16 protein-coding genes are annotated in these 18468 nt (G+C 70.1%); 6 read left to right on the plus strand and 10 right to left on the minus strand.

Translation table 11 applies throughout. The features are described 5' to 3' along the window. The first annotated feature begins 14 nt into the window (after positions 1 to 14). Both ATL40_RS03035 and ATL40_RS03040 read left to right on the plus strand, forming a co-directional pair. Positions 15 to 1220, plus strand: a complete 1206-nt coding sequence (locus tag ATL40_RS03035) for a YihY/virulence factor BrkB family protein (RefSeq protein WP_245866638.1) — start codon at positions 15 to 17, stop codon at positions 1218 to 1220. A gap of 197 nt (positions 1221 to 1417) precedes the next feature. After that, a complete protein-coding gene (locus ATL40_RS03040) occupies positions 1418 to 2500 on the plus strand; it encodes a hypothetical protein (RefSeq protein ID WP_143556843.1) in 1083 nt (360 codons plus the stop codon). Between the two features lie 23 nt (positions 2501 to 2523). On the opposite strand, the gene ATL40_RS03045 is transcribed toward ATL40_RS03040, so the two are convergent. From ATL40_RS03045 to ATL40_RS03090, 10 genes are all read right to left on the minus strand, one after another. Next, a complete protein-coding gene (locus ATL40_RS03045) occupies positions 2524 to 3285 on the minus strand; it encodes a succinate dehydrogenase iron-sulfur subunit (RefSeq protein WP_098468254.1) in 762 nt (253 codons plus the stop codon). Further along, positions 3285 to 5054 carry a succinate dehydrogenase flavoprotein subunit gene (gene sdhA / locus ATL40_RS03050; protein WP_098468255.1) on the minus strand — a complete coding sequence of 590 codons (1770 nt, stop codon included), beginning with the start codon at positions 5052 to 5054 and terminating at the stop codon, positions 3285 to 3287. Before sdhA ends, ATL40_RS03045 begins: the two co-directional genes overlap by 1 nt. Before the next feature lie 52 nt (positions 5055 to 5106). Then, positions 5107 to 5562, minus strand: a complete 456-nt coding sequence (gene sdhD, locus ATL40_RS03055; RefSeq protein WP_098468256.1) for a succinate dehydrogenase, hydrophobic membrane anchor protein — start codon at positions 5560 to 5562, stop codon at positions 5107 to 5109. Position 5563: 1 nt separating this feature from the next. Continuing rightward, positions 5564 to 6001 carry a succinate dehydrogenase, cytochrome b556 subunit gene (gene sdhC, locus ATL40_RS03060; protein WP_098468257.1) on the minus strand — a complete coding sequence of 146 codons (438 nt, stop codon included), beginning with the start codon at positions 5999 to 6001 and terminating at the stop codon, positions 5564 to 5566. Between the two features lie 112 nt (positions 6002 to 6113). Further along, positions 6114 to 6815: a DUF624 domain-containing protein gene (locus ATL40_RS03065; protein WP_098468258.1), complete on the minus strand. Its 702-nt coding sequence runs from the start codon at positions 6813 to 6815 to the stop codon at positions 6114 to 6116. Next, positions 6812 to 7696 carry a carbohydrate ABC transporter permease gene (locus tag ATL40_RS03070; protein WP_098468259.1) on the minus strand — a complete coding sequence of 295 codons (885 nt, stop codon included), beginning with the start codon at positions 7694 to 7696 and terminating at the stop codon, positions 6812 to 6814. Before ATL40_RS03070 ends, ATL40_RS03065 begins: the two co-directional genes overlap by 4 nt. After that, positions 7696 to 8634, minus strand: coding sequence for a carbohydrate ABC transporter permease (locus tag ATL40_RS03075; RefSeq protein ID WP_098468260.1), 939 nt, complete (start codon positions 8632 to 8634; stop codon positions 7696 to 7698). The genes ATL40_RS03070 and ATL40_RS03075 overlap by 1 nt, the downstream gene beginning before the upstream one ends. Positions 8635 to 8713: 79 nt before the next feature. Further along, positions 8714 to 10072, minus strand: a complete 1359-nt coding sequence (locus ATL40_RS03080) for an ABC transporter substrate-binding protein (RefSeq protein WP_245866642.1) — start codon at positions 10070 to 10072, stop codon at positions 8714 to 8716. Next, positions 10072 to 12060, minus strand: coding sequence for a DUF2264 domain-containing protein (locus ATL40_RS03085; protein ID WP_098468262.1), 1989 nt, complete (start codon positions 12058 to 12060; stop codon positions 10072 to 10074). Before ATL40_RS03085 ends, ATL40_RS03080 begins: the two co-directional genes overlap by 1 nt. Next, entirely contained in the window at positions 12057 to 13037 is a 981-nt protein-coding gene (locus tag ATL40_RS03090; RefSeq protein ID WP_098468263.1) for a hydroxyacid dehydrogenase, read from the minus strand. The genes ATL40_RS03085 and ATL40_RS03090 overlap by 4 nt, the downstream gene beginning before the upstream one ends. A gap of 191 nt (positions 13038 to 13228) precedes the next feature. Between ATL40_RS03090 and ATL40_RS03095 the strand changes: the two genes are divergently transcribed. The 4 genes from ATL40_RS03095 (at position 13229) to ATL40_RS03110 (ending at position 18381) form a co-directional block, all read left to right on the plus strand. Then, positions 13229 to 14410: a substrate-binding domain-containing protein gene (locus ATL40_RS03095; protein ID WP_098468264.1), complete on the plus strand. Its 1182-nt coding sequence runs from the start codon at positions 13229 to 13231 to the stop codon at positions 14408 to 14410. Positions 14411 to 14469: 59 nt separating this feature from the next. Next, a complete protein-coding gene (locus tag ATL40_RS03100; protein ID WP_245866645.1) occupies positions 14470 to 15627 on the plus strand; it encodes a mannose-1-phosphate guanylyltransferase in 1158 nt (385 codons plus the stop codon). A gap of 70 nt (positions 15628 to 15697) precedes the next feature. Further along, positions 15698 to 17008 (plus strand): amidohydrolase, encoded by a 1311-nt coding sequence (locus tag ATL40_RS03105; RefSeq protein ID WP_245866647.1) that lies wholly within the window; start codon positions 15698 to 15700, stop codon positions 17006 to 17008. A 233-nt stretch (positions 17009 to 17241) separates the two neighbouring features. Then, the gene (locus ATL40_RS03110; RefSeq protein WP_098468265.1) at positions 17242 to 18381 is read left to right on the plus strand and encodes a BMP family lipoprotein; all 1140 of its coding nucleotides are present in this window, start codon (positions 17242 to 17244) and stop codon (positions 18379 to 18381) included. The last annotated feature ends 87 nt before the right edge of the window (positions 18382 to 18468 follow it).

The raw sequence follows: 18468 nt of genomic DNA on the forward strand, positions 1-18468 counted from the left end.
GCAAGGCGTTGGGCGTGTGGTTCCAGCACACCCGCCTCGGACGGATGAACGGCCGCTACGGCGCCGTGCGGGGTGCCCAACTCGCCGGCGGCATCGCGTACGCGGGGCTGTTCAGCGTGTTCGCGGGACTGACCATCGCGGTGACGGTGTTCATGCAGGTGCTGGGTGGCCGCAAGAGGCTGCAGGACGCGGTGTTCAACAACATCGCGGAGGCGCTGCCCGGGATCCTCAAGACCGACGACGACCCGAACGGGCTCGTCTCCCCGGACTCCCTGGTGCTGGACCAGGGGCTGTCCATCACCGGCGCCGTGGCCACCGCGGTGCTGCTGCTCTCGGCGATCGGGGTGATGAGCTCCCTGTCCGGGAGCATCCGCGCGGTCTTCGGGTTGGCCAAGCCGCCGCGCAACGCTGTGCTCGCGAAGGTGACCGACCTGCTCGGCTTCGTGTTCCTGGCGGTCTCCGTGGTGGCGACGGCCGCCCTGGGGATCATTGCCGGGACCGCGGGCTCCTGGGTGGTGGACACGCTCGCCCTGCCGTCGGGGTGGGGTCAGGTGCTGGTGCGCGGCCTGGGACTGGTCAGTGCCTTCGGTGTGGACATGGTGGTCTTCGCCTACCTCATCAGGTACCTGGCCGGGGCGCGGCCACCGCGCCGGGACCTGTGGTGGGGAGCGGCGATCGGCGCCTTCGGCACCGGGGTGCTGCGGATCGCGGGCACCTCGCTCGTGGGATCGGCGGACAACGCGATCCTCGCGGCCAGCGCCGCGATCGTGACCCTGCTGCTCTGGGTGAACCTGGCGGCGCGGCTGATGCTCTACATCGCGGCGTGGACGGCGAACCCGCCGGTGCGCTTCGAGGACGTGGTGACACCCGAGGAGTTGCACCTGCGCGAGCGGCCCAACTACGTGACGCTCAGCGCCCCCCACACCCTGGACTGGGACCACGACGCCTACACGGGCAAGGTGCAGCCACACGAGGCGGAGCGTCGGGAACGGGAACTCGCGGCGCGGGTGGAGGAGTTGGAGCGCGAGCAGCTCGAGCGCGCGGTGCGTGCCGCCGGTCGCTCCGGTGGCCCGCTGCACCGGCTGTATGTGCGTCACCGGATGCGGGTGGCGGCGCACCGGGTGCGGCAGGAGGCCGTGCAGGAGGGCTTGCGCGACGCCGTCGAGCGGCAGTTCGCCGACAGACGCCCGAGCGACGCCCCCGCCGCCGAGGCCGAGTAGCCCCGCGAGGCGGTTGTGTCGCATTCGCGAGGCGGTTGTGTCGCATTCGCGGGAGGCACTTCTTGGTGAGATCCCAGGTCATGCCTGCACCAAAGTTTCACACGCGTTTGCCCTGTCATGAGGCAAGGTGAAGGGACGAGGACAGGCGGGAGTTCCCGCGAACACCGCTCACCAAGGGGGAAGCAGTCATGACGTCCATGACGACCACACGTCCAGCAGCGGTGTTCGCCGCCGTCGCGCTCAGTGCGGTGCTCGCCTCGTGTGCCACCGAGACCGACACGTCACCGGGCGGCGCCGAGGCAGAGGCGACCGCCTCCCCGGATGTCAGCACCGCGGAGTCGCTGAACTCCGAGCCGGAGGCCGAGGCGCCGTCGAGCAGCGCGGCGGGTGAGGGCCTGACTCGTGCCGACTCGCCACTCGCGCACGAGCTCACCGAGGCTGGTCTTGCCTCGGTGCTCGAGGTGCAGACCCGTGAGGTCGAGTACGCGCTGCGCGTGCGCCAGGAGGAACTCCTCGCGGAGTGCATGGCCGAGCGGGGCTTCGAGTACGTCCCGGAGTTCACCGCCCAGGAGGCGGCGGAGCAGGTGGAGTTGCCCGAGCGCGGAACCCGTGAGTTCGCGGAGCAGATCGGCTACGACATCACCTTCCTGCCGCCGGAGTCCGGGGAGATCGACCGGAACCCTGGGAGCGGCGACGGGTGGTACGAGGCGATGAACGGGGCCGCCCTCGACGGGGAGGATTCCTTCGATCTCACCGCCGAGGAGTCGATCCTGCGCAGCTTCGACCATGGCTGCTCCGGCTCAGTCTCCCGCACCATCTACGCGGAGTTCCCCGGCTACGGGGCGTACAGCATTCAGCTGTACTCGCGCTTCAACGACTTCTTCCGTGGCTTCACGCAGGTTCTCATGGATGCGGCCGAGGACGCCCGCAACGCCGAGATCGAGGCGGACTGGGCCGCGTGCATGGCGCAGGGCGGCTACGAGTTCGCGAACCCGGGCGAGGCCCGTGCCAGCCTGTACGCGCTGGAGGAGGACCTCCTGGCGGAGTACCACGAGGAGTTCGACGGCGAGGCTCCCTCCGAGGAGGAGGTCGCCGAGGCCAATGCGCTAGAGATCGAGACTGCCGTCGCGGACTACGAGTGCAGGGAGCAGGTCGACTACGACTCGCGGATGCTCGCGATCGAGTTCGAGTACGAGGCCGCGCACATCCAGGAGAACCGTGAGGTGCTGGAGGAGTACATCGCCGCGGGCCTCGCGTTCGAGGAGCAGCTCCGTCCCTAGTCGGGTGCCGATCGAGCGGGGCCTCAGAAGGACCGCGTGATCAGCGCCTTCTTCACCTCGGCGATGGCCTTGGTGATCTCGATGCCACGCGGGCAGGCCTCGGTGCAGTTGAAGGTGGTGCGGCAGCGCCACACGCCCTCCTTGTCGTTGAGGACCTCCAGGCGCTGCGTGCCGCCCTCATCGCGCGAATCGAAGATGAAGCGGTGCGCGTTCACGATCGCCGCCGGGCCGAAGTACTGGCCGTCGGACCAGAACACCGGGCAGGAGGAGGTGCACGCCGCACACAGGATGCACTTGGTGGTGTCGTCGAACCGGGCCCGCTGCTCGGCCGACTGCAGCCGCTCGGAGGAAGGCTGGTTGCCGGTGGTGATGAGGAACGGCATCACCTCGCGGTAGGAGGCGAAGAACGGCTCCATGTCCACGATCAGGTCCTTGCGCACCGGCAGGCCCTTGATGGGCTCCACCGTGATCGGCTTGGAGGTGTCCAGGTCCTTCAGGAGCGTCTTGCACGCCAGCCGGTTGCGGCCGTTGATCCGCATCGCGTCGGAGCCACAGATCCCGTGCGCGCAGGAGCGGCGGAAGGTCAGGGAGCCGTCGTGGTCCCACTTGATCGCGTGCAGGGCGTCCAGCACGCGGTCGGTGCCGTGGACCGTGAGGGTGAAATCCTCCCAGTACGGCTGCGGGTTCTCGACATCGGGGTTGTACCGCTCGATGCGCATCGTGACCTGGAAGGAGGGAACCGCGCCCACCTCGGCCTCGGGTGCGCGCTCAGCCGTCGCCGTCATCAGTACTTCCTCTCCATCGGCTGGTAACGCGTCACGGTCACGGGCTTGTAGGCCAGCTCCACGCGGGAGCCCGCCTCGCCCTGACCCTCCCCGACCGGGTGGGCCATCGTGTGCAGCATGAAGTTCTCGTCGTCACGGTCCGGGAAGTCCTCGCGGAAGTGCCCGCCGCGGGACTCCTTGCGGGCCAGCGCCCCGACCACCACGACCTCGGCGAGCTCGAGCAGGAAGCCGAGCTCCATCGCCTCCACCAACTCGCTGTTGTAGGAGGTACCGGTGTCGGCCACGCTGACGTCGGCGTACCGCTTGCGCAGTTCGGTGATCTTGCCCAGGGCGTTGGTCAGGGACTCCTGGGTGCGGAACACCTGTGCGTCGGCGTCCATGACCTCCTGCAGGGTGCGGCGCAGGTCCGCGGCGGACTCGCTTCCCGAGCCCAGCCGGATCCGCTCGAGTTCACCCTCCACGTAGCTCTCCGGGTGCTCGGGGAGCTCGGGCAACTCCGCACCGACCGCGTAGGCGGCCGCCGCGATCCCGGCGCGCTTGCCGAACACGTTGATGTCCAGCAGCGAGTTGGTGCCCAGGCGGTTGGAGCCGTGCACGGACACGCACGCCACCTCACCGGCCGCGAACAGCCCGGGGACCTTGTCGGTGTTGTTGCGCAGCACCTCGGTCTCGATCGTGGTGGGGATGCCGCCCATGGCGTAGTGCGCCGTCGGGTACACCGGCACCGGCTCGGTGTACGGCTCCACGCCCAGGTAGGTGCGGGCGAACTCGGTGATGTCCGGGAGCTTGGCATCGATGTGCGCCGGCTCCAGGTGCGTGAGGTCCAGCAGCACGTAGTCCTTGTTGGGACCGGCGCCGCGGCCCTCGCGCACCTCGTTGGCCATGGAACGCGCCACGATGTCGCGGGGTGCGAGGTCCTTGATGGTGGGGGCGTAGCGCTCCATGAAGCGCTCGCCGGAGGCGTTGCGCAGGATGCCGCCCTCACCGCGGGCGGCCTCGGAGAGCAGGATCCCCAGGCCCGCCAGGCCCGTGGGGTGGAACTGGAAGAACTCCATGTCCTCCAGCGGGATGCCGCGGCGGTAGGCCACGGCCATGCCGTCACCGGTGAGGGTGTGGGCGTTGGAGGTGGTCTTGAAGACCTTCCCGGCGCCGCCGGTGGCGAACACCACGGACTTGGCGCGGATGATGTGGATCTCGCCGGTGGCCAGCTCGTAGGCCACCACGCCGGCGGCCTTCACCTCACCGTCCTCGCGGGGGTCGCCGGTGAGGATCACGTCGAACACGTAGAACTCGTTGAAGAACTCCACGTCCTGCTTCACGCACTGCTGGTAGAGCGTCTGCAGGATCATGTGGCCGGTGCGGTCGGCGGCGTAGCAGGCGCGGCGCACCGGGGCGTCACCGTGGTTGCGGGTGTGGCCACCGAATCGGCGCTGGTCGATCTTGCCCTCGGGGGTGCGGTTGAAGGGCAACCCCATCCGCTCCAGGTCGAGCACGGCGTCGATGGCCTCCTTGGCCATGATCTCCGCGGCGTCCTGGTCCACCAGGTAGTCGCCGCCCTTGACCGTGTCGAAGGTGTGCCACTCCCAGTTGTCCTCCTCCACGTTCGCCAGCGCGGCGCACATGCCGCCCTGCGCGGCGCCCGTGTGGGAGCGGGTGGGGTAGAGCTTGGAGACGACGGCGGTGCGGGCCCGACTGGAGGACTCCAGGGCGGCGCGCATCCCGGCGCCGCCGGCACCGACGATCACGACGTCGTAGGTGTGCGTCTGCACGTGTGTTTCCTTTGCTCGCGGGTCGATCAGGCGACGGGTCTGGGTGGCCGGGTCAGCCGAAGCAGATGCTCGGCAGCAGGTCGTCCGGGGAACCGGGCGGGCACGGCTCGAAGGTGAAGATCACCAGCGTCCCCAGCACCACGGTGATCACGAACGCGAGATAGAGCAGCGTCTTCAGCGTGATGCGGGTGCCGGTGCGCTCGGCATAGTCGTTGATGATCGTGCGCACCCCATTGGTGCCGTGGATCATCGCGAGCCACAGCATCAGCAGGTCCCAGATCTGCCAGAACGGGCTGGACCACTTGCCGCCCACGAACGCGAAGTCGATGGCGCTGACGCCCTCCCCGACCACGAGGTTGACGATGAGGTGACCGAAGATCAGGGCGACCAGCAGCACACCGGAGATGCGCATGAACAGCCACGCGAACATCTCCGTGTTGATGCCGCCGGGCATCTGATTACTGCGCGTGACCTTGGCGCGCGGTTCGGGGATCACGGGTGTGCTCATCTCAGTGCCCCCCGAAGACGTTCATCAGGTGCCGCGGCGCGAAACCGGCCAGCAGCACGAGGGTCAGGCCGACCACGATCCACAGCATCACGCGCTGGTAGCGGGTCCCCTGGGCGAGGAAGTCCACCAGGATGATGCGGATCCCGTTGAAGGCGTGGAACAGGACGGCGGCCACGAGGCCGAGTTCGCCCAGCCCCATGATCGGGGTCTTGTAGGTGCCGATCACCTCGTTGTAGACCTCCGGGGAGACCCGCACGAGCGCGGTGTCGAGCACGTGCACGAGGAGGAACAGGAACAGCAGCATTCCGGTAACGCGGTGGGCGACCCAGGACCACATGCCCTCGGTGCCGCGGTAGAGGGTGTCACGCTTCTTGCGTCCACCCTTCGGTGGTGACGCCGACGGCGGTGTCGCCGAGCTGGCGGGAGGGGCGCTGGCCACGGTGCTTGAGCCTCCTGACGGCTGTAGTGCTCTTTGGTCCCACTCTAGTCACCCCCCGAGACGGATGCTGACATTCCTCTCGCACGAGACGCGCAAGCCTCACCTCGATTCCTCAGGCGGGAACGGGTTCGGGATCGCGCAGCACCGGACGCAGGCTGTAGCGCACGTTGGACCACGCCCCGTACAGCAGGGGCGCCGCGGCCAGGCCCACTGCCAGGGCGGGGAACTGCACGAAGAAGGTCCACAGCATGCCCACCATGACCAGGGTGAGCAGGGAGAGGTACCAGCGCCGAAGACCGAGGAAGAGGCTGGCCTTGAGTACCTCCCGCAGCCGCGCGTCCTCCCGTTCGGCGCACGCGACCACCGCCAGCGGCGCCGTCGTGATCACCAGGGCGATCAGCACGGCGACCACGGGGATGGCCACCGCGCCCACGGGAAGTCCCCACAGTGCCACGGCATCGACCACGAGCACGGTGAGGGCGCCGACCACCAGCGCACCGAGGGCGAGCGAGCGCATGAGGTTGCGCCGCCAGGAGGCCCAGTACACGGAGAACACGCCGGTCTCCTTGCGGTCGGTGAAGGCGGCGAAGACCGTCGCCACCGCCGTCAACCCTGGGAAGGCCATGACGGCGGCGACGGCCAGCGCGGGCCAGGAGGCGCGCGGGTCCGTGGTCACCAGCAGGACCAGCAGCGGCAGCGACGTCAGCGCGAGGAGCGCATTGGTGATGACCAGCGCCGAGGCGGTCCCGATGACGGTGCCCCAGGTCTCCTGGCGCACCCCCAGCAGCAGCCCGCGGCGTCGGGGCGCGGTCATCCCTTCAGCCCCGCGGTCGCGATGCCCTGGACGAAGTAGCGCTGCCCGAGCAGGAAGATCAGCGCGATCGGCAGGACGGAGATGACCGACCCGGTCATGATGAGCGCGTACTCCGCGTTGTACTGCGAGACGAAGGACTTCAGACCGATCTGGATCGTCCAGATCTCCGGGCTGCGCAGGTAGATGAGCGGGCCGAGGTAGTCGTTCCAGGTGTTGACGAAGGTGAGCAGGACGAGGGTGGCGATCGCCGGGCCGGAGAGCGGGAAGACGATCCGCCGCCAGATGCCGTACTCGGTGAGTCCGTCGATACGGGCGGCCTCGCACAATTCGTCCGGGATGGACTCGTAGTACTGCTTCATGAGGAACACGCCGAACGCGGAGAAGGCCTGCAGCGCGATGATCGCCCAGAGGGTGTTGTTCAGGCCGAGCCGGGACATGAGGATGAACTGCGGGATCATGTACGCCTGCCACGGCACGGCGATCGTGCCGATGTAGGCGAGGAAGAGGACGTCGCGGCCGGGGAAGCGGGTCTTCGCGAACCCGTAGGCGGCGAAGCTGCCGGTCAGCACCTGCAAGCACGTCACCGTCACCGAGAGGATGAGCGTGTTGCGCAGCCAGGTCGCCATGTCGGACTTGGTCCAGATGTCCAGGTAGTTCTCCCAGACCACGGGGTCGGGGATCCACTGGATGGGGATGGAGAAGACCTGGTTGTTGGTCTTCAGGGAGGAGATCACCATCCACACGAAGGGGAGCATGATCGCTGCCGCGGCGATCGCCAGCGTGACGTACAGCGCGATGCGGCCCGCGAGGGTGCGCCCGCGCCGGCGCGGGCGGTTCAGGGGACGTGGGGTCGTGGGGCGCTCGAGGGTGAGCGTGGCCATCAGCGTTCCCTCCTCTTGTTCACCATGAACTGGACGATCGTGACCACCAGGCAGATGAGGAAGAGCACGATCGCCACCGCGGAGGCGTAGCCGAAGTCGTACTCCTCGAAGCCCTTGCGGTAGATGTACTGCGAGAGGACCAGGGTGGCGGTGCCCGGGCCGCCGTCCGTCATCACGAGGATCAGGTCGAAGATCTTGAAGCTGTTGATCGTCAGCATGACCGTGACGAAGAACGTGGTCGGGCGCAGGCACGGCAGGGTCACGTTCAGGAATCGCCGCAGGCCGTTGGCGCCGTCCACCCGGGCGGCCTCGTAGAGCTCACCGGGGATCGCCTGCAGGCCGGCGAGGAACAGCAGCATGTAGTAGCCCATGTCGCGCCAGGTGCCCACGATGATCACGGCCGGCATGGCCCAGTCGGTGGAGGTGGTCCATCCGGGTGGATTGTCGATCCCGATCCACATGAGGAACTGGTTGATCACCCCGGAGTCGGGGGAGAAGAGCATGTTCCACACCACGGCGATCGCCACGATCGAGGTGATGTAGGGGAAGAACGCCACGGTGCGGAAGAACCCCATGCCGCGCAGCTTGCGGTTGAGCAGGAGGGCCAGGCCGAGGGAGATGCCCAGCGTGAGCGGGATGTGCACGGCGGCGTAGTAGAAGGTGTTGAACAGCGCCGTGTGGAACGTCTTGTCGGTGATCAGGCGCTGGAAGTTCTCCGTGCCGATCCAGGTGGCCTGACCGAATGCGTTCCAACTGGTGAACCCCAGGTACATGAGGATCAGCACGGGAACGAGGGTCAGGGTGGCGAAGCCGAGGAAGTTCGGCAGGATGAAGGTCCACCCGATGACGGCGTTGCGCACCTTCAGTCGCTGGCCGGGCTTCCTGCGCGGCGGTGGTGCCGGCGCGGCTGCCGGCTTCTCGAGCACGGGGACTGCCATGTCCTCACTCCTCCTTGAGTCTGTGTTCACCGGCCCGGGGCGGCCGGCCCGGGGTGAACGGGCCGGCCGCGTCGGGCGGTCAGTCGAGCACTTCGGACTTCGCGCGCTCCATGGCCTCGGCGATGCCGTCCTGCGGGGAGACGGAACCGGACATGATGGCGGTGTGGGCGTCACCCAGCACCGTCTGGAGGCCGGGGGAGTCGGTGCCGAGCGGCACCTCGAGCGCCGTCTGGTGCGTGGTGAAGGCGAAGCGTGAGAGATCGTCGGTGGGCATGCCGTCCTTGGCGAACATGGCGTCGGCCACGGCGTCATTGGTCAGTGCCGGGGTGATGCCGATCTCGGCGAGCGCGATCGCGGCATCCTCCGAGGCGATGTAGGTCAGGAACGCCTTGGCCGCCGAGACCTTGGACTCATCGATCGCCGGGTTGATCCCCATCGCGGTGGGGGAACCGAACGTCACCGGGTTCTCCGCGGTCTCGGTCGTCTGCTGCGGAACCGGGGCGAACCCCCAGGAGAAGGACTCGGCGTCACCCGATTCGACCTGGGAGAGGTAGGTCGCCACGTACCAGGAGCCCATGACCATCATGGCGGCCTTCTGGGTGCCGAACTGCCCCTGGTAGGTCAGGGAGTTCGTGGTGATGGCTCCGAAGTCGACCTGGGATCCCTCCGCCTGGCGCGCGAGGGCCTCCTCGTAGAACGGGACCATGTAGTCCCACTCGGCCTCGAGGAACTCGCCGTCACCCTGGCCCTGGGCATTGGCGAAGCCCTGCACGGTGGAGGCCCAGCTGTGCTGGTAGTTGCCCAGGGCGTCGGTGTTGCCCGCGGCGGCGAGTCCCGCCGTCACGTCGCTCGCGGCCTGGTCGAAGTCCTCCCACGTCCATTGCCCGTCCGGGATCTCGACACCGGCCGTCTCGAACAGGTCGGCGTTGTAGTAGAGGTACCAGGCGTCGGCGCGGTAGGGCACGGCGTAGGTGATGCCGTCCACCTCGTAGTGCTCCAGGGTGGCCACGTCCGGGGAGATCTCGGCCGCGACGTCGCTCACGTCCATCAGCTGCCCGCCCTCCTGGAAGGTGGGGAAGGTCATGAGCTGCTTGACGGTGTAGATGTCGGGGGCCACCCCGGCGGCCAGGTCCGCGGTGATCTGGGTCTCGTAGTTGTTGACGTCGTAGTCCTCGACGTCGATCGTGATGTTCGGGTTCGCGGCCATGAACCCGTCGGCCAGGGCCTCGAACTCGGGCGTGGTGGCGAGGCTCCAACCGGCGAGGGTCAGGGTGACCGCCTCGCCGGAGGCGGCGTCGTTACCGGTGTCGCTCCCAGCGTCGCTGGAGGTGCTGGTGCTGCTGTCGCCGCCGCTGCAGGCGGACAGCACGAGCGCTGCCGCCGCAAGGACGGAGGCGGGGGCCATGAGTCGGCGCTTCATTGCGAGATCTCTCCTCATCAGGGGTGTGTGCCCGGGGTGGGCGGGGTGAGGCCCGACGGCGTGGTGGCGCCGGGGTGGGGGAGCGCCACCTGGGTGGTGGCGCCGTCGGCCCACGCGATCCTTGCGTGGGAGTCGGTGAGAGTGAGTTGCGGTGCCGCAACAGGCGGGTTCCCGGCAGCGGCGGCGTCCGTTCCGGTGACACCGGCCAGGTGCAGGGCGCACGCGTGCCATCCCTCACCCGCGGGTGAGGTCAGCACGCCCGTCACGGCGTGGGCACCCAGCGGGGAGGCGTCATCGCGGTGGTGTGCGCGGGCCGCCTCCCAGCCGTGCAGACCCACCAGGGCCGCCCGGTGGGTGGTGGAGGCGAGGTCGATGCGGGGCAGGTCCGGATCGAGCGTGACCTCCACACCCGCGTCGTCGGCGATCGGCCAGCCGCCGGCCTGCAGGCTCGCGGCCTCGTGCGCGGGGGCGGCGAGGTGGACCAGGCGCACCTCCCAGGCGCCGCGGACCACGGAGAGCGTGGTGAGGGTGCCGGCGGGGCGGGAGGCGCCGGTCAGGCCGGCGCCGTGCCGCACGGCGGGGGTGTCCGGGGTCAGCCAGTGGGCCTCGGCGACCGAGCCGATCACGGTGGCGCTGCCGAGGTCGGCGGCGTCGCCGAGGCTGCGCATGCCGCTGCGGTGGCTGCGTGCCCCATCCGCATCGACCAGCACCACCGACTGGTCCACGGGGGAGTGCCAGTCCACGCCCCGGTGCAACGGGAAGGTGCCGGTGGAGTAGGCCAGGCGCGTGTAGAGCGGGGAATCGGCCACGGTGTCGCCGGGATGCTGGTGGTCGGCGCCGTGGTTGACCACGCGCACGATCCCGTCAGCGGCGGTCGAGCTGACGACCCACGCCGGGGCCGCGATCGTGACGCGGTGGTCGGCGGTGCTCGCGGGCAGCGGCTGCGCGGGGTCGGTCCAGACGGGGTGCTCGGCGGGCATGAGCAGGCCCAGCAGGCCCTTGCTGGCCCAGTACGGCGAGCCGGTGCCGGTGTAGCTCTGCGCGATCGGGCGCCACGGGCCGAACCACCCGATGTCGAGCAGTCCCCGGGCGTTCGGCACGCCGCGCGCGGCGAAGTGCTCCACGATCTCCAGGGCGGCGGTGCGCAGCAGTCCCGGCCGCACGGACGGGACCTCGGCGAGCGCCCCGACCCAGTACGGCGCGGCGGCTGCGAAGCGATAGGTGAGGCTGCGGCCCTGAGGCAGCGGGGCGCCGTCGGCCCCCACCAGGTGCACGGCGTCGAGCAGATAGCGGTCCAGCCGTTCCCGGTCGCGTGCCACGCGGTCGGCAGCGAGCTCGCAGGCGCCCGCCATCCGCGACCACAGGGTCGGGTACAGGTGCATGGCCCAGCCCACGTAGTGGTCGTAGTTGCGGGCCTCACCGTCGCGATACCAGCCATCCCGCTCGTAGTAGGAGTCGTGGCGCTCGAGGTCCTCGGCCATGTCGGTCAGGGAGTGCGGACCTCCCACCGACCGCAGGAAGGTCTCCACGGTGAGGCGGAACCAGAGCCAGTTGTTGCGCGGGTAGCCGCGGTCGCCGACCACCTCGGCGAGGTAGTCCACGACCTGCTCCTGGACCCGGGGGTGCAGCGCGTCCCAGAGCCAGGGGCGGGTCAGGTCGAGCACGAGCGCGAGCGAGGCCGCCTCGACCTTGGCCTGCCCGTGCTCGCGGGGGCGCACCCAGCGCTCGGGGTGGCGTGGGTCCGTGCCCGCGGCGAGGCCGGCGGCGTAGCGCTCGAGCAGGCCGTGGGGATCGGCGCCGCCCTCTCCGGCGATGCGGAAGCCCGCGGCGAGCAGGGTGCGGGCGAACCCCTCGAGCCCGTCGACGGCGGTGCCGTAGCCACCGGGGGTCCCGGGGAGGGTGAGCAGGGCGCCGCTGGGTGAGGAGTAGCGACGGGCCGCCAGGAGGAGTCCGTCCGTGAACTGTGCGAGATCGGCGCGGGTGGTGATCGGCGTGCGGGTGCTCATGCGGAGACTCCCGAGGTCTCGGCCACGACCGCGCCGGGCATCGGCGCACCGGTGGTGTAGGCCTCCAGGGCGTCCAGGGCGTGGCGGGAGAGCCGGCGGGTCTCGGTGCCCAGGGAGCCGGCCACGTGCGGCGTGACCGTCACGTTCTCCAGCGCGAGCAGCGGGTGGCCCGGGGGTAGCGGCTCCGGATCGGTCACGTCCAGGATGGCGTCCAGCCGCTCCGAGGAGCAGTGCCGCACCAGGGCGTCGTGGTCGATCAGCCCGCCGCGGGCGGTGTTGATCAGGGTGGCGCCCGGGCGCATCAGGCCCAGTTCACGTTCACCCAGCATGTGCTGCGTGCTCGGCAGGAGCGGGGCGTGCACGGACACGATGTCGCAGCGACCCAGCAGGTCCTCCAGCTCCACGAGTTCGGCGCCGGCGGCGGCCACCTCGGCGGGGTCGGCCAACGGATCGGACACGAGGATCGGGCCGGTCTCCAGCACGCTCAGCAGCCGTAGCACGCGGCGCCCGATCTTGGAGAAGCCGATCAGGCCGACGGTGCGCCCGAGGTTGCTCAGATCGCTGGCGGCGAAGCCATCGCCCCACCCGAGGCTGGTGCGGCGCGCGCGGGCGGCGAGGGGAAGGGCGCGCTTCCCGGCCATGATGATGGCGGCGAGCGTGTACTCGGCCACGGGTACGGCGTTCATGTCGGCGGCCGTGGACACCTGGATGCCGCGCTCATAGGCCTGCGGCGGCACCAGGTCTCGCACACTGCCGGCGGAGTGGATGATCGCGCGGAGGGTAGGCATCGCGTCGAGGAGCGCGGGTGTGATCCTCGGCGCTCCCCAGGAGGTGATCAGCACCTCGATCTCGGCCAGTTCGTCGGGCCCGAGGTCGTGGTACTCGGTCACGTGCACCACATCCGGGAGCGTGGCGAGCGCATGCAGGCGCGCTCGCTCGCCGGCGCCGAACTGGAGCTCGAAGGTCCGGGGGGCCATGACGAGGAGGGTCTGAGGTGGGCGGTTCACTTTTCCTGCCTCTTCACTGAGGTGTGATCGTTTGGTGATCGAAGTCGTCGTTACGATCCGAAACGGTAAGCGCTTTGCGCGTGATGTGTCAACCGGGTTGCCAAGTGGGGCCAATGCGTGATCGAATATGATCGTTTCGTTGGCGACCACAAAGGAGTGACATGAGCGACGACGACGCCCGACCGCTGGCGGCCTCCCGCCGCGCCGAGGTCCTCGCGGCGGTGCAGGAGCGCGGCACGATCCGGGTGACGGATCTGGCGCGCGAACTCGGCGTCACCGCGGTCACCGTGCGCCGTGACGTCTCGGCGCTCGCCGCGCAGGGGCTGGTGCGCCGGGTGCACGGTGGGGCGGCGGCCCTGGAACGGGCGGCAGGGGAGGGGGATGGTACGGGCGCCTCCTCGGCGCCGACCGCGCAGGCGTCCTCACGGGGTGCACGGGCTTCGGCGGCTTCGCCGGGCGCCTCCATGCGTCCCGCCCACGCGCCGGACGCCGCCGGGGGGATCGGCGTGCTCGTCCCGTCCCTGGACTACTACTGGCCCACGGTGGCCAAGGGCGCCGAAGAGGAGGCGGTCGCCCACGGGATGCGCTTCCTGCTGCGCGGATCCGTGTACGACTCCGCGGACGAGCGTCCCCATCTCGAGCGACTCCTCGACGCCGGCGCGCGCGCCCTGCTCATGGCCCCCACGCTGCGCGGTGCGGGTGGCGACCTGATCCGACCGTGGCTGGAGGAGGCGCCGTGCCCGGTGGTGCTGATGGAGCGCCAGGCCCTGGTGGGCGCGGAACGCCGACCGGTGGAGTCCGTCGTCACCGATCACGCCTCGGGCGCCGCGACGGCGGTCTATCACCTGGCCAGCCTCGGGCACCGGCGGATCGGGGCGGTGCTCTCGGCCGAGTCGCCCCACGTGGGTCTGATCCGCGCCGGGTGGCTGCGCGCGCTGGACGAGCTCGGACTGCAGAGCGAGCCGCTCGTGGATGCCGCGATCCCAGGTCGGGATGAGCCGGGCTTCCGGGAACGCGCGGACGAGGTCCTCCAGCAGGTGCAGGGTGCGGGCGTGACGGCGCTGCTCGTGCACTCCGACCCGGAGGCCATCGGTCTCATGCAGCGGTGGGAGGAGCACGGGGTGGAGGTGCCACGGGACCTCTCCCTGGTGAGTTATGACGATGAGGTCGCCACGATGGCGACCCCCGCGCTCACCGCGATCCGGCCACCGCGGCGCACGATCGGGCGCACCGCCGTCTCCCTGGCGTTGGCCCGTCTCGCCGATCCCGGCCGTCCCGCGCACCGGGTGACGGTGAGTCCCACGCTGTACGCACGTGGCTCCACGCGGCGCCTCGAGGGCTGAGTGGTACCTGACGGGCGTTGTCAGTGCGCTGGACAACCTCGTCCGATAGGTTCGAAACCGTGACGACCACTCCCGGCTCCGAGCCCGCCAGCGCCGTTCCCGCATCGACCCACGCCGAGATCCCCGACCTCCACGCGATCGTGCCTGCGGGGGGCGCCGGAACCAGGCTGTGGCCGCTGTCCCGCCAGCACCGGCCCAAGTTCCTCCTCGACCTCACCGGTCAGGGACGCACGCTGCTGCAGGGCACCTGGGATCGACTGGCCGGGCTCACCGGGTCCGACCGGATCATGGTCGTCACGGGCGCCAAGCACGCCGAGGCCGTCGCCGAGCAGTTGGGCGATCTGCCCGCCGCCAACCTTGTGGCCGAGCCGAGCCCGCGCGACTCGATGGCCGCGATCGGGCTGGCCGCCGCGATCCTGCAGCACCGCCACGGTCCCGTGCTGGTGGCCTCCTTCGCTGCCGACCACGTGGTGCCGGACGTCGCGAGCTTCCACCGCGCGGTGCGCGACGCGGCCGATGCCGCCCGCGCCGGCTACGTGACCACGATCGGCATCGCCCCCACGCACGCCTCCACCGCCTTCGGCTACATCCGCGCCGGTCAGTCGCTGCCGCCGGGTGAGGGCGGCCCCGCCGCGAGCGTGGTCGAGGAGTTCGTGGAGAAGCCGGATGCCGAGACGGCCGCCGAGTACCTCGCCTCCGGCAAGTACGCCTGGAACGCCGGGATGTTCGTGGTACGCACCGATGTGCTCCTGAACCACCTCACCGAGCTGCAGCCGCCGCTCGCGGAGGGCCTGGAGGTCATCGCCCGCGCCTGGGACACCGCCGAGCGGGACTTCGTGATGGACGCGATCTGGCCCGGCCTGACCAAGATCGCGATCGACCACGCGATCGCGGAACCCGTGGCGGCCCAGGGGGGAGTCGCCGTCGTGCCCGGGGACTTCACCTGGGACGACGTGGGCGACTGGGCCTCCCTCGCGACCCTGCTGGCGGCGGGGGAGGACGGCGTGCGCGCCCCGATCCCCGGATCGCACGTGGTCGCGGTGGACGCCCCGGGCGCCCTGGTGCACGCCGCGGGCACGGTCGCCGTGGTCGGTATCCCGGAGGCGGTGGTGGTGCAGACCGAGGACGCCCTCCTGGTCACCGATGCCGCCCATGCCCAGCGGGTGAAGGCCGTGGTGGATCAGCTCAAGGCCGCGGGTCGCGACGACCTGGTCTGAGGCGACTGCACTGGGCCGACTGCACTGGGCCGGGGCGCGCCGGATCCCTCACCCCGTAGGCTTGGGTACCGTGCTGCGAACCTCCCGTCACGACCTCGACCACGCCCGTCCGGAACTCCCGGAGGGCGCTCGGGTGCGGATCGACGACGTCGTGGCGCGCGCTGAGGAGCACCTGGTCGCCCTGCGCCGGGACATCCACGCCCACCCCGAGCTCGCCTTCACCGAGCACCGCACCAGCGCCCTGGTCGTGGAGGAACTCACCTCGCTCGGCCTGAGCCCGAAGCGTGTGGGCCCCACGGGCGTGGTGTGTGACGTCCCGGGAGCGGACGCCACCGACCCACGCGGGTCGCTCGAGGGCGTGACCCACCCGGGCGTGGGGCATCGCCGCATCGCGCTGCGTGCGGACATGGACGCGCTGCCGCTGGAGGAGGAGACCGGCCTCCCGTTCGCCTCGACGAAGCCCGGCGTGATGCACGCCTGCGGGCACGATGTACACACCGCGGTGCTGCTCGGGGCCGCGCACGCGCTGGCGGCGCTCGCCGAGGCGGGGGAGCTCCCGGTGACGGTGCGGCTGGTGTTCCAGCCCGCGGAGGAGATCCAGCCCGGTGGCGCGGAGGCGCTGATCGACGCAGGCGTGCTGGAGGGCACCGAGCAGATCTATGCGGTGCACTGCGACCCGAAGATCCCCACCGGCACGATCGGTTCGCGCATCGGCTCGATCACTTCCGCCTCGGATCCCGTGAACGTGACCGTGCGTTCACCCGGCGGGCACACCTCCCGGCCCCACATGACCGGCGACGTCGTGTACGCCCTGGCGCAGATCGTCACCGGCGCCACGGGGGTACTCGGGCGGCGGATGGACCCCCGTGCCGGGGTGAACCTCACCTGGGGCGCGATCACGGCGGGCAACGCGAACAACGCGATCCCGACCTCCGGCTGCCTCAAGGGCACGTTGCGGGTGCTGGACGCGGATGAGTGGGAGCGCGCCGGCCGCGTGCTCCGCCACGCCATCGAGCAGATCGCCGCGCCGTTCGACGTGGAGGTGGAGGTGGACCACCGCCGCGGGGTGCCCCCCACCGTCAACACCCAGCAGGCGGTCGCGCACATCGAGCAGGCCGCCCACGAGGTGGTGGGGGAGGACGGCGTGCACCTGACCGAGCAGTCCCTGGGCGGGGAGGACTTCGGCTGGTACCTGCGCCGGCGCCCGGGGGCAATGATCCGCCTCGGCTCGCGCGAGCCGGGTACGCCGGTGACCGACCTGCACCGCGCGGACCTGCGCGTGGACGAGGCCGCCATCGCGATCGGTGCGCGCATCCTCGCGCGCACCGGGGTGATCGCGGGCCTCGCCCCGGCGCCGCCGAAGCCGCCCCAGGTGGCCTGACGGCGTCCTGGCGCCGGCGCCCAAACGGCGCGCAGGCACCCCGAACACGCGCCGATCCGCAACGTTTCGGTCACGATTCGGTGCCTGACGCCAGTCTGTGACCTGCGTGACACATGGGAGTCGTATCGTCGTTCTCCGCTGACCATGGGCGGAGGTCTATCTCTGCCGACCCGTGGGCGGTTCCAGTCTGAGCGGGGGCACAACCCACCGCAGTGACCATTGAGGAGAGTCCAGTGAAGAAGTCGATCATGGCGATTGCCGGTTCCGCGGCCGTCGCGCTCACGCTCGCTGCGTGTGGCTCCGCCCCCGAGGACGAGGCCACCACCGACGCCGGCACGGAGGAGACCTCCGAGGAGGCCACCGAGGAGGGCGACGGTGACATGACCGCCGCCAGCGACGTGAAGGCCTGCATGGTCTCCGACGCCGGTGGTTTCGACGACCAGTCCTTCAACCAGGCCGGCTACGAGGGTCTGCAGATGGCCGAGGCAGAGCTCGGCGTCGAGATCAACACCCTCGAGTCCGCGTCCGAGGCAGACTTCGGCCCGAACGTCGAGAGCCTCGTGAACGACGGCTGCACCTACATCATCGGTGTCGGCTTCCTGCTCGAGCAGGCCATCGAGGACGCCGCGACGGCGAACCCCGACCTGCACTTCGCCCTCATCGACTCCAGCTTCACCGACGCCGATGGCAACGTGATCGAGCTGGACAACGCCAAGCCGCTGCTGTTCAACACCGCCGAGGCCTCCTACCTCGCGGGCTACGTGGCCGCCGGCATGAGCGAGACCGGCACCGTGGGCACCTTCGGTGGCCTGCCGATCCCGTCCGTGACCGTCTTCATGGACGGCTTCGTGGACGGCGTCACGAAGTTCAACGAGGACAACGGCGCCGACGTGTCGGTCCTCGGCTGGAACAAGGAGAGCCAGGACGGCTCCTTCTCCGGTGGCTTCGACGACCAGTCCGCCGGTCAGAACATCACCCAGGGCTTCATCGACCAGGGCGCTGACGTGGTCATGCCCGTGGCCGGTCCGGTCGGCCTGGGCGCCGCCTCGGCCCTGGAGTCCGCCGGCGATGGTCACTACATGATCTGGGTCGACTCCGACGGCTACCTCACCACCGACTACGGCTCGATCATCCTGACCTCGGTCATGAAGGAGATGGGCGCCGCGGTGTTCGCCGCCATCGAGGAGCAGGTGAACGGCGAGTTCACCAACGCCCCCTACGTCGGCACCCTGGAGAACGACGGCGTGGGCCTGGCCCCGTACCACGACTTCGAGGACGTCATCCCCGCCGAGGTCGTCTCCGCCGTGGACGAGCTGCGCGAGCAGATCATCTCCGGTGAGATCACGGTCGAGAGCGACAACTCGCCCTCCTGATCTCCGCCACCGCACGCTGAACGCGGGGTGGCCCGACACCGGTCGGGCCGCCCCGCGTTCTCGCCCCACGGGTGAGGTGCACACAAG

This window comes from Serinibacter salmoneus (assembly GCF_002563925.1).
Taxonomy (GTDB): domain Bacteria; phylum Actinomycetota; class Actinomycetes; order Actinomycetales; family Beutenbergiaceae; genus Serinibacter; species Serinibacter salmoneus.

Coding starts and splice junctions, on each gene's coding strand:
- ATL40_RS03040 (WP_143556843.1), top strand. CDS start 1,418: ATGACGACCACACGTCCAGCAGCGGTGTTCGCCGCCGTCGCGCTCAGT.
- ATL40_RS03045 (WP_098468254.1), bottom strand. CDS start 3,285: ATGACGGCGACGGCTGAGCGCGCACCCGAGGCCGAGGTGGGCGCGGTT.
- sdhD (WP_098468256.1), bottom strand. CDS start 5,562: ATGAGCACACCCGTGATCCCCGAACCGCGCGCCAAGGTCACGCGCAGT.
- ATL40_RS03065 (WP_098468258.1), bottom strand. CDS start 6,815: ATGACCGCGCCCCGACGCCGCGGGCTGCTGCTGGGGGTGCGCCAGGAG.
- ATL40_RS03070 (WP_098468259.1), bottom strand. CDS start 7,696: ATGGCCACGCTCACCCTCGAGCGCCCCACGACCCCACGTCCCCTGAAC.
- ATL40_RS03075 (WP_098468260.1), bottom strand. CDS start 8,634: ATGGCAGTCCCCGTGCTCGAGAAGCCGGCAGCCGCGCCGGCACCACCG.
- ATL40_RS03080 (WP_245866642.1), bottom strand. CDS start 10,072: ATGAGGAGAGATCTCGCAATGAAGCGCCGACTCATGGCCCCCGCCTCC.
- ATL40_RS03085 (WP_098468262.1), bottom strand. CDS start 12,060: ATGAGCACCCGCACGCCGATCACCACCCGCGCCGATCTCGCACAGTTC.
- ATL40_RS03090 (WP_098468263.1), bottom strand. CDS start 13,037: ATGGCCCCCCGGACCTTCGAGCTCCAGTTCGGCGCCGGCGAGCGAGCG.
- ATL40_RS03095 (WP_098468264.1), top strand. CDS start 13,229: ATGAGCGACGACGACGCCCGACCGCTGGCGGCCTCCCGCCGCGCCGAG.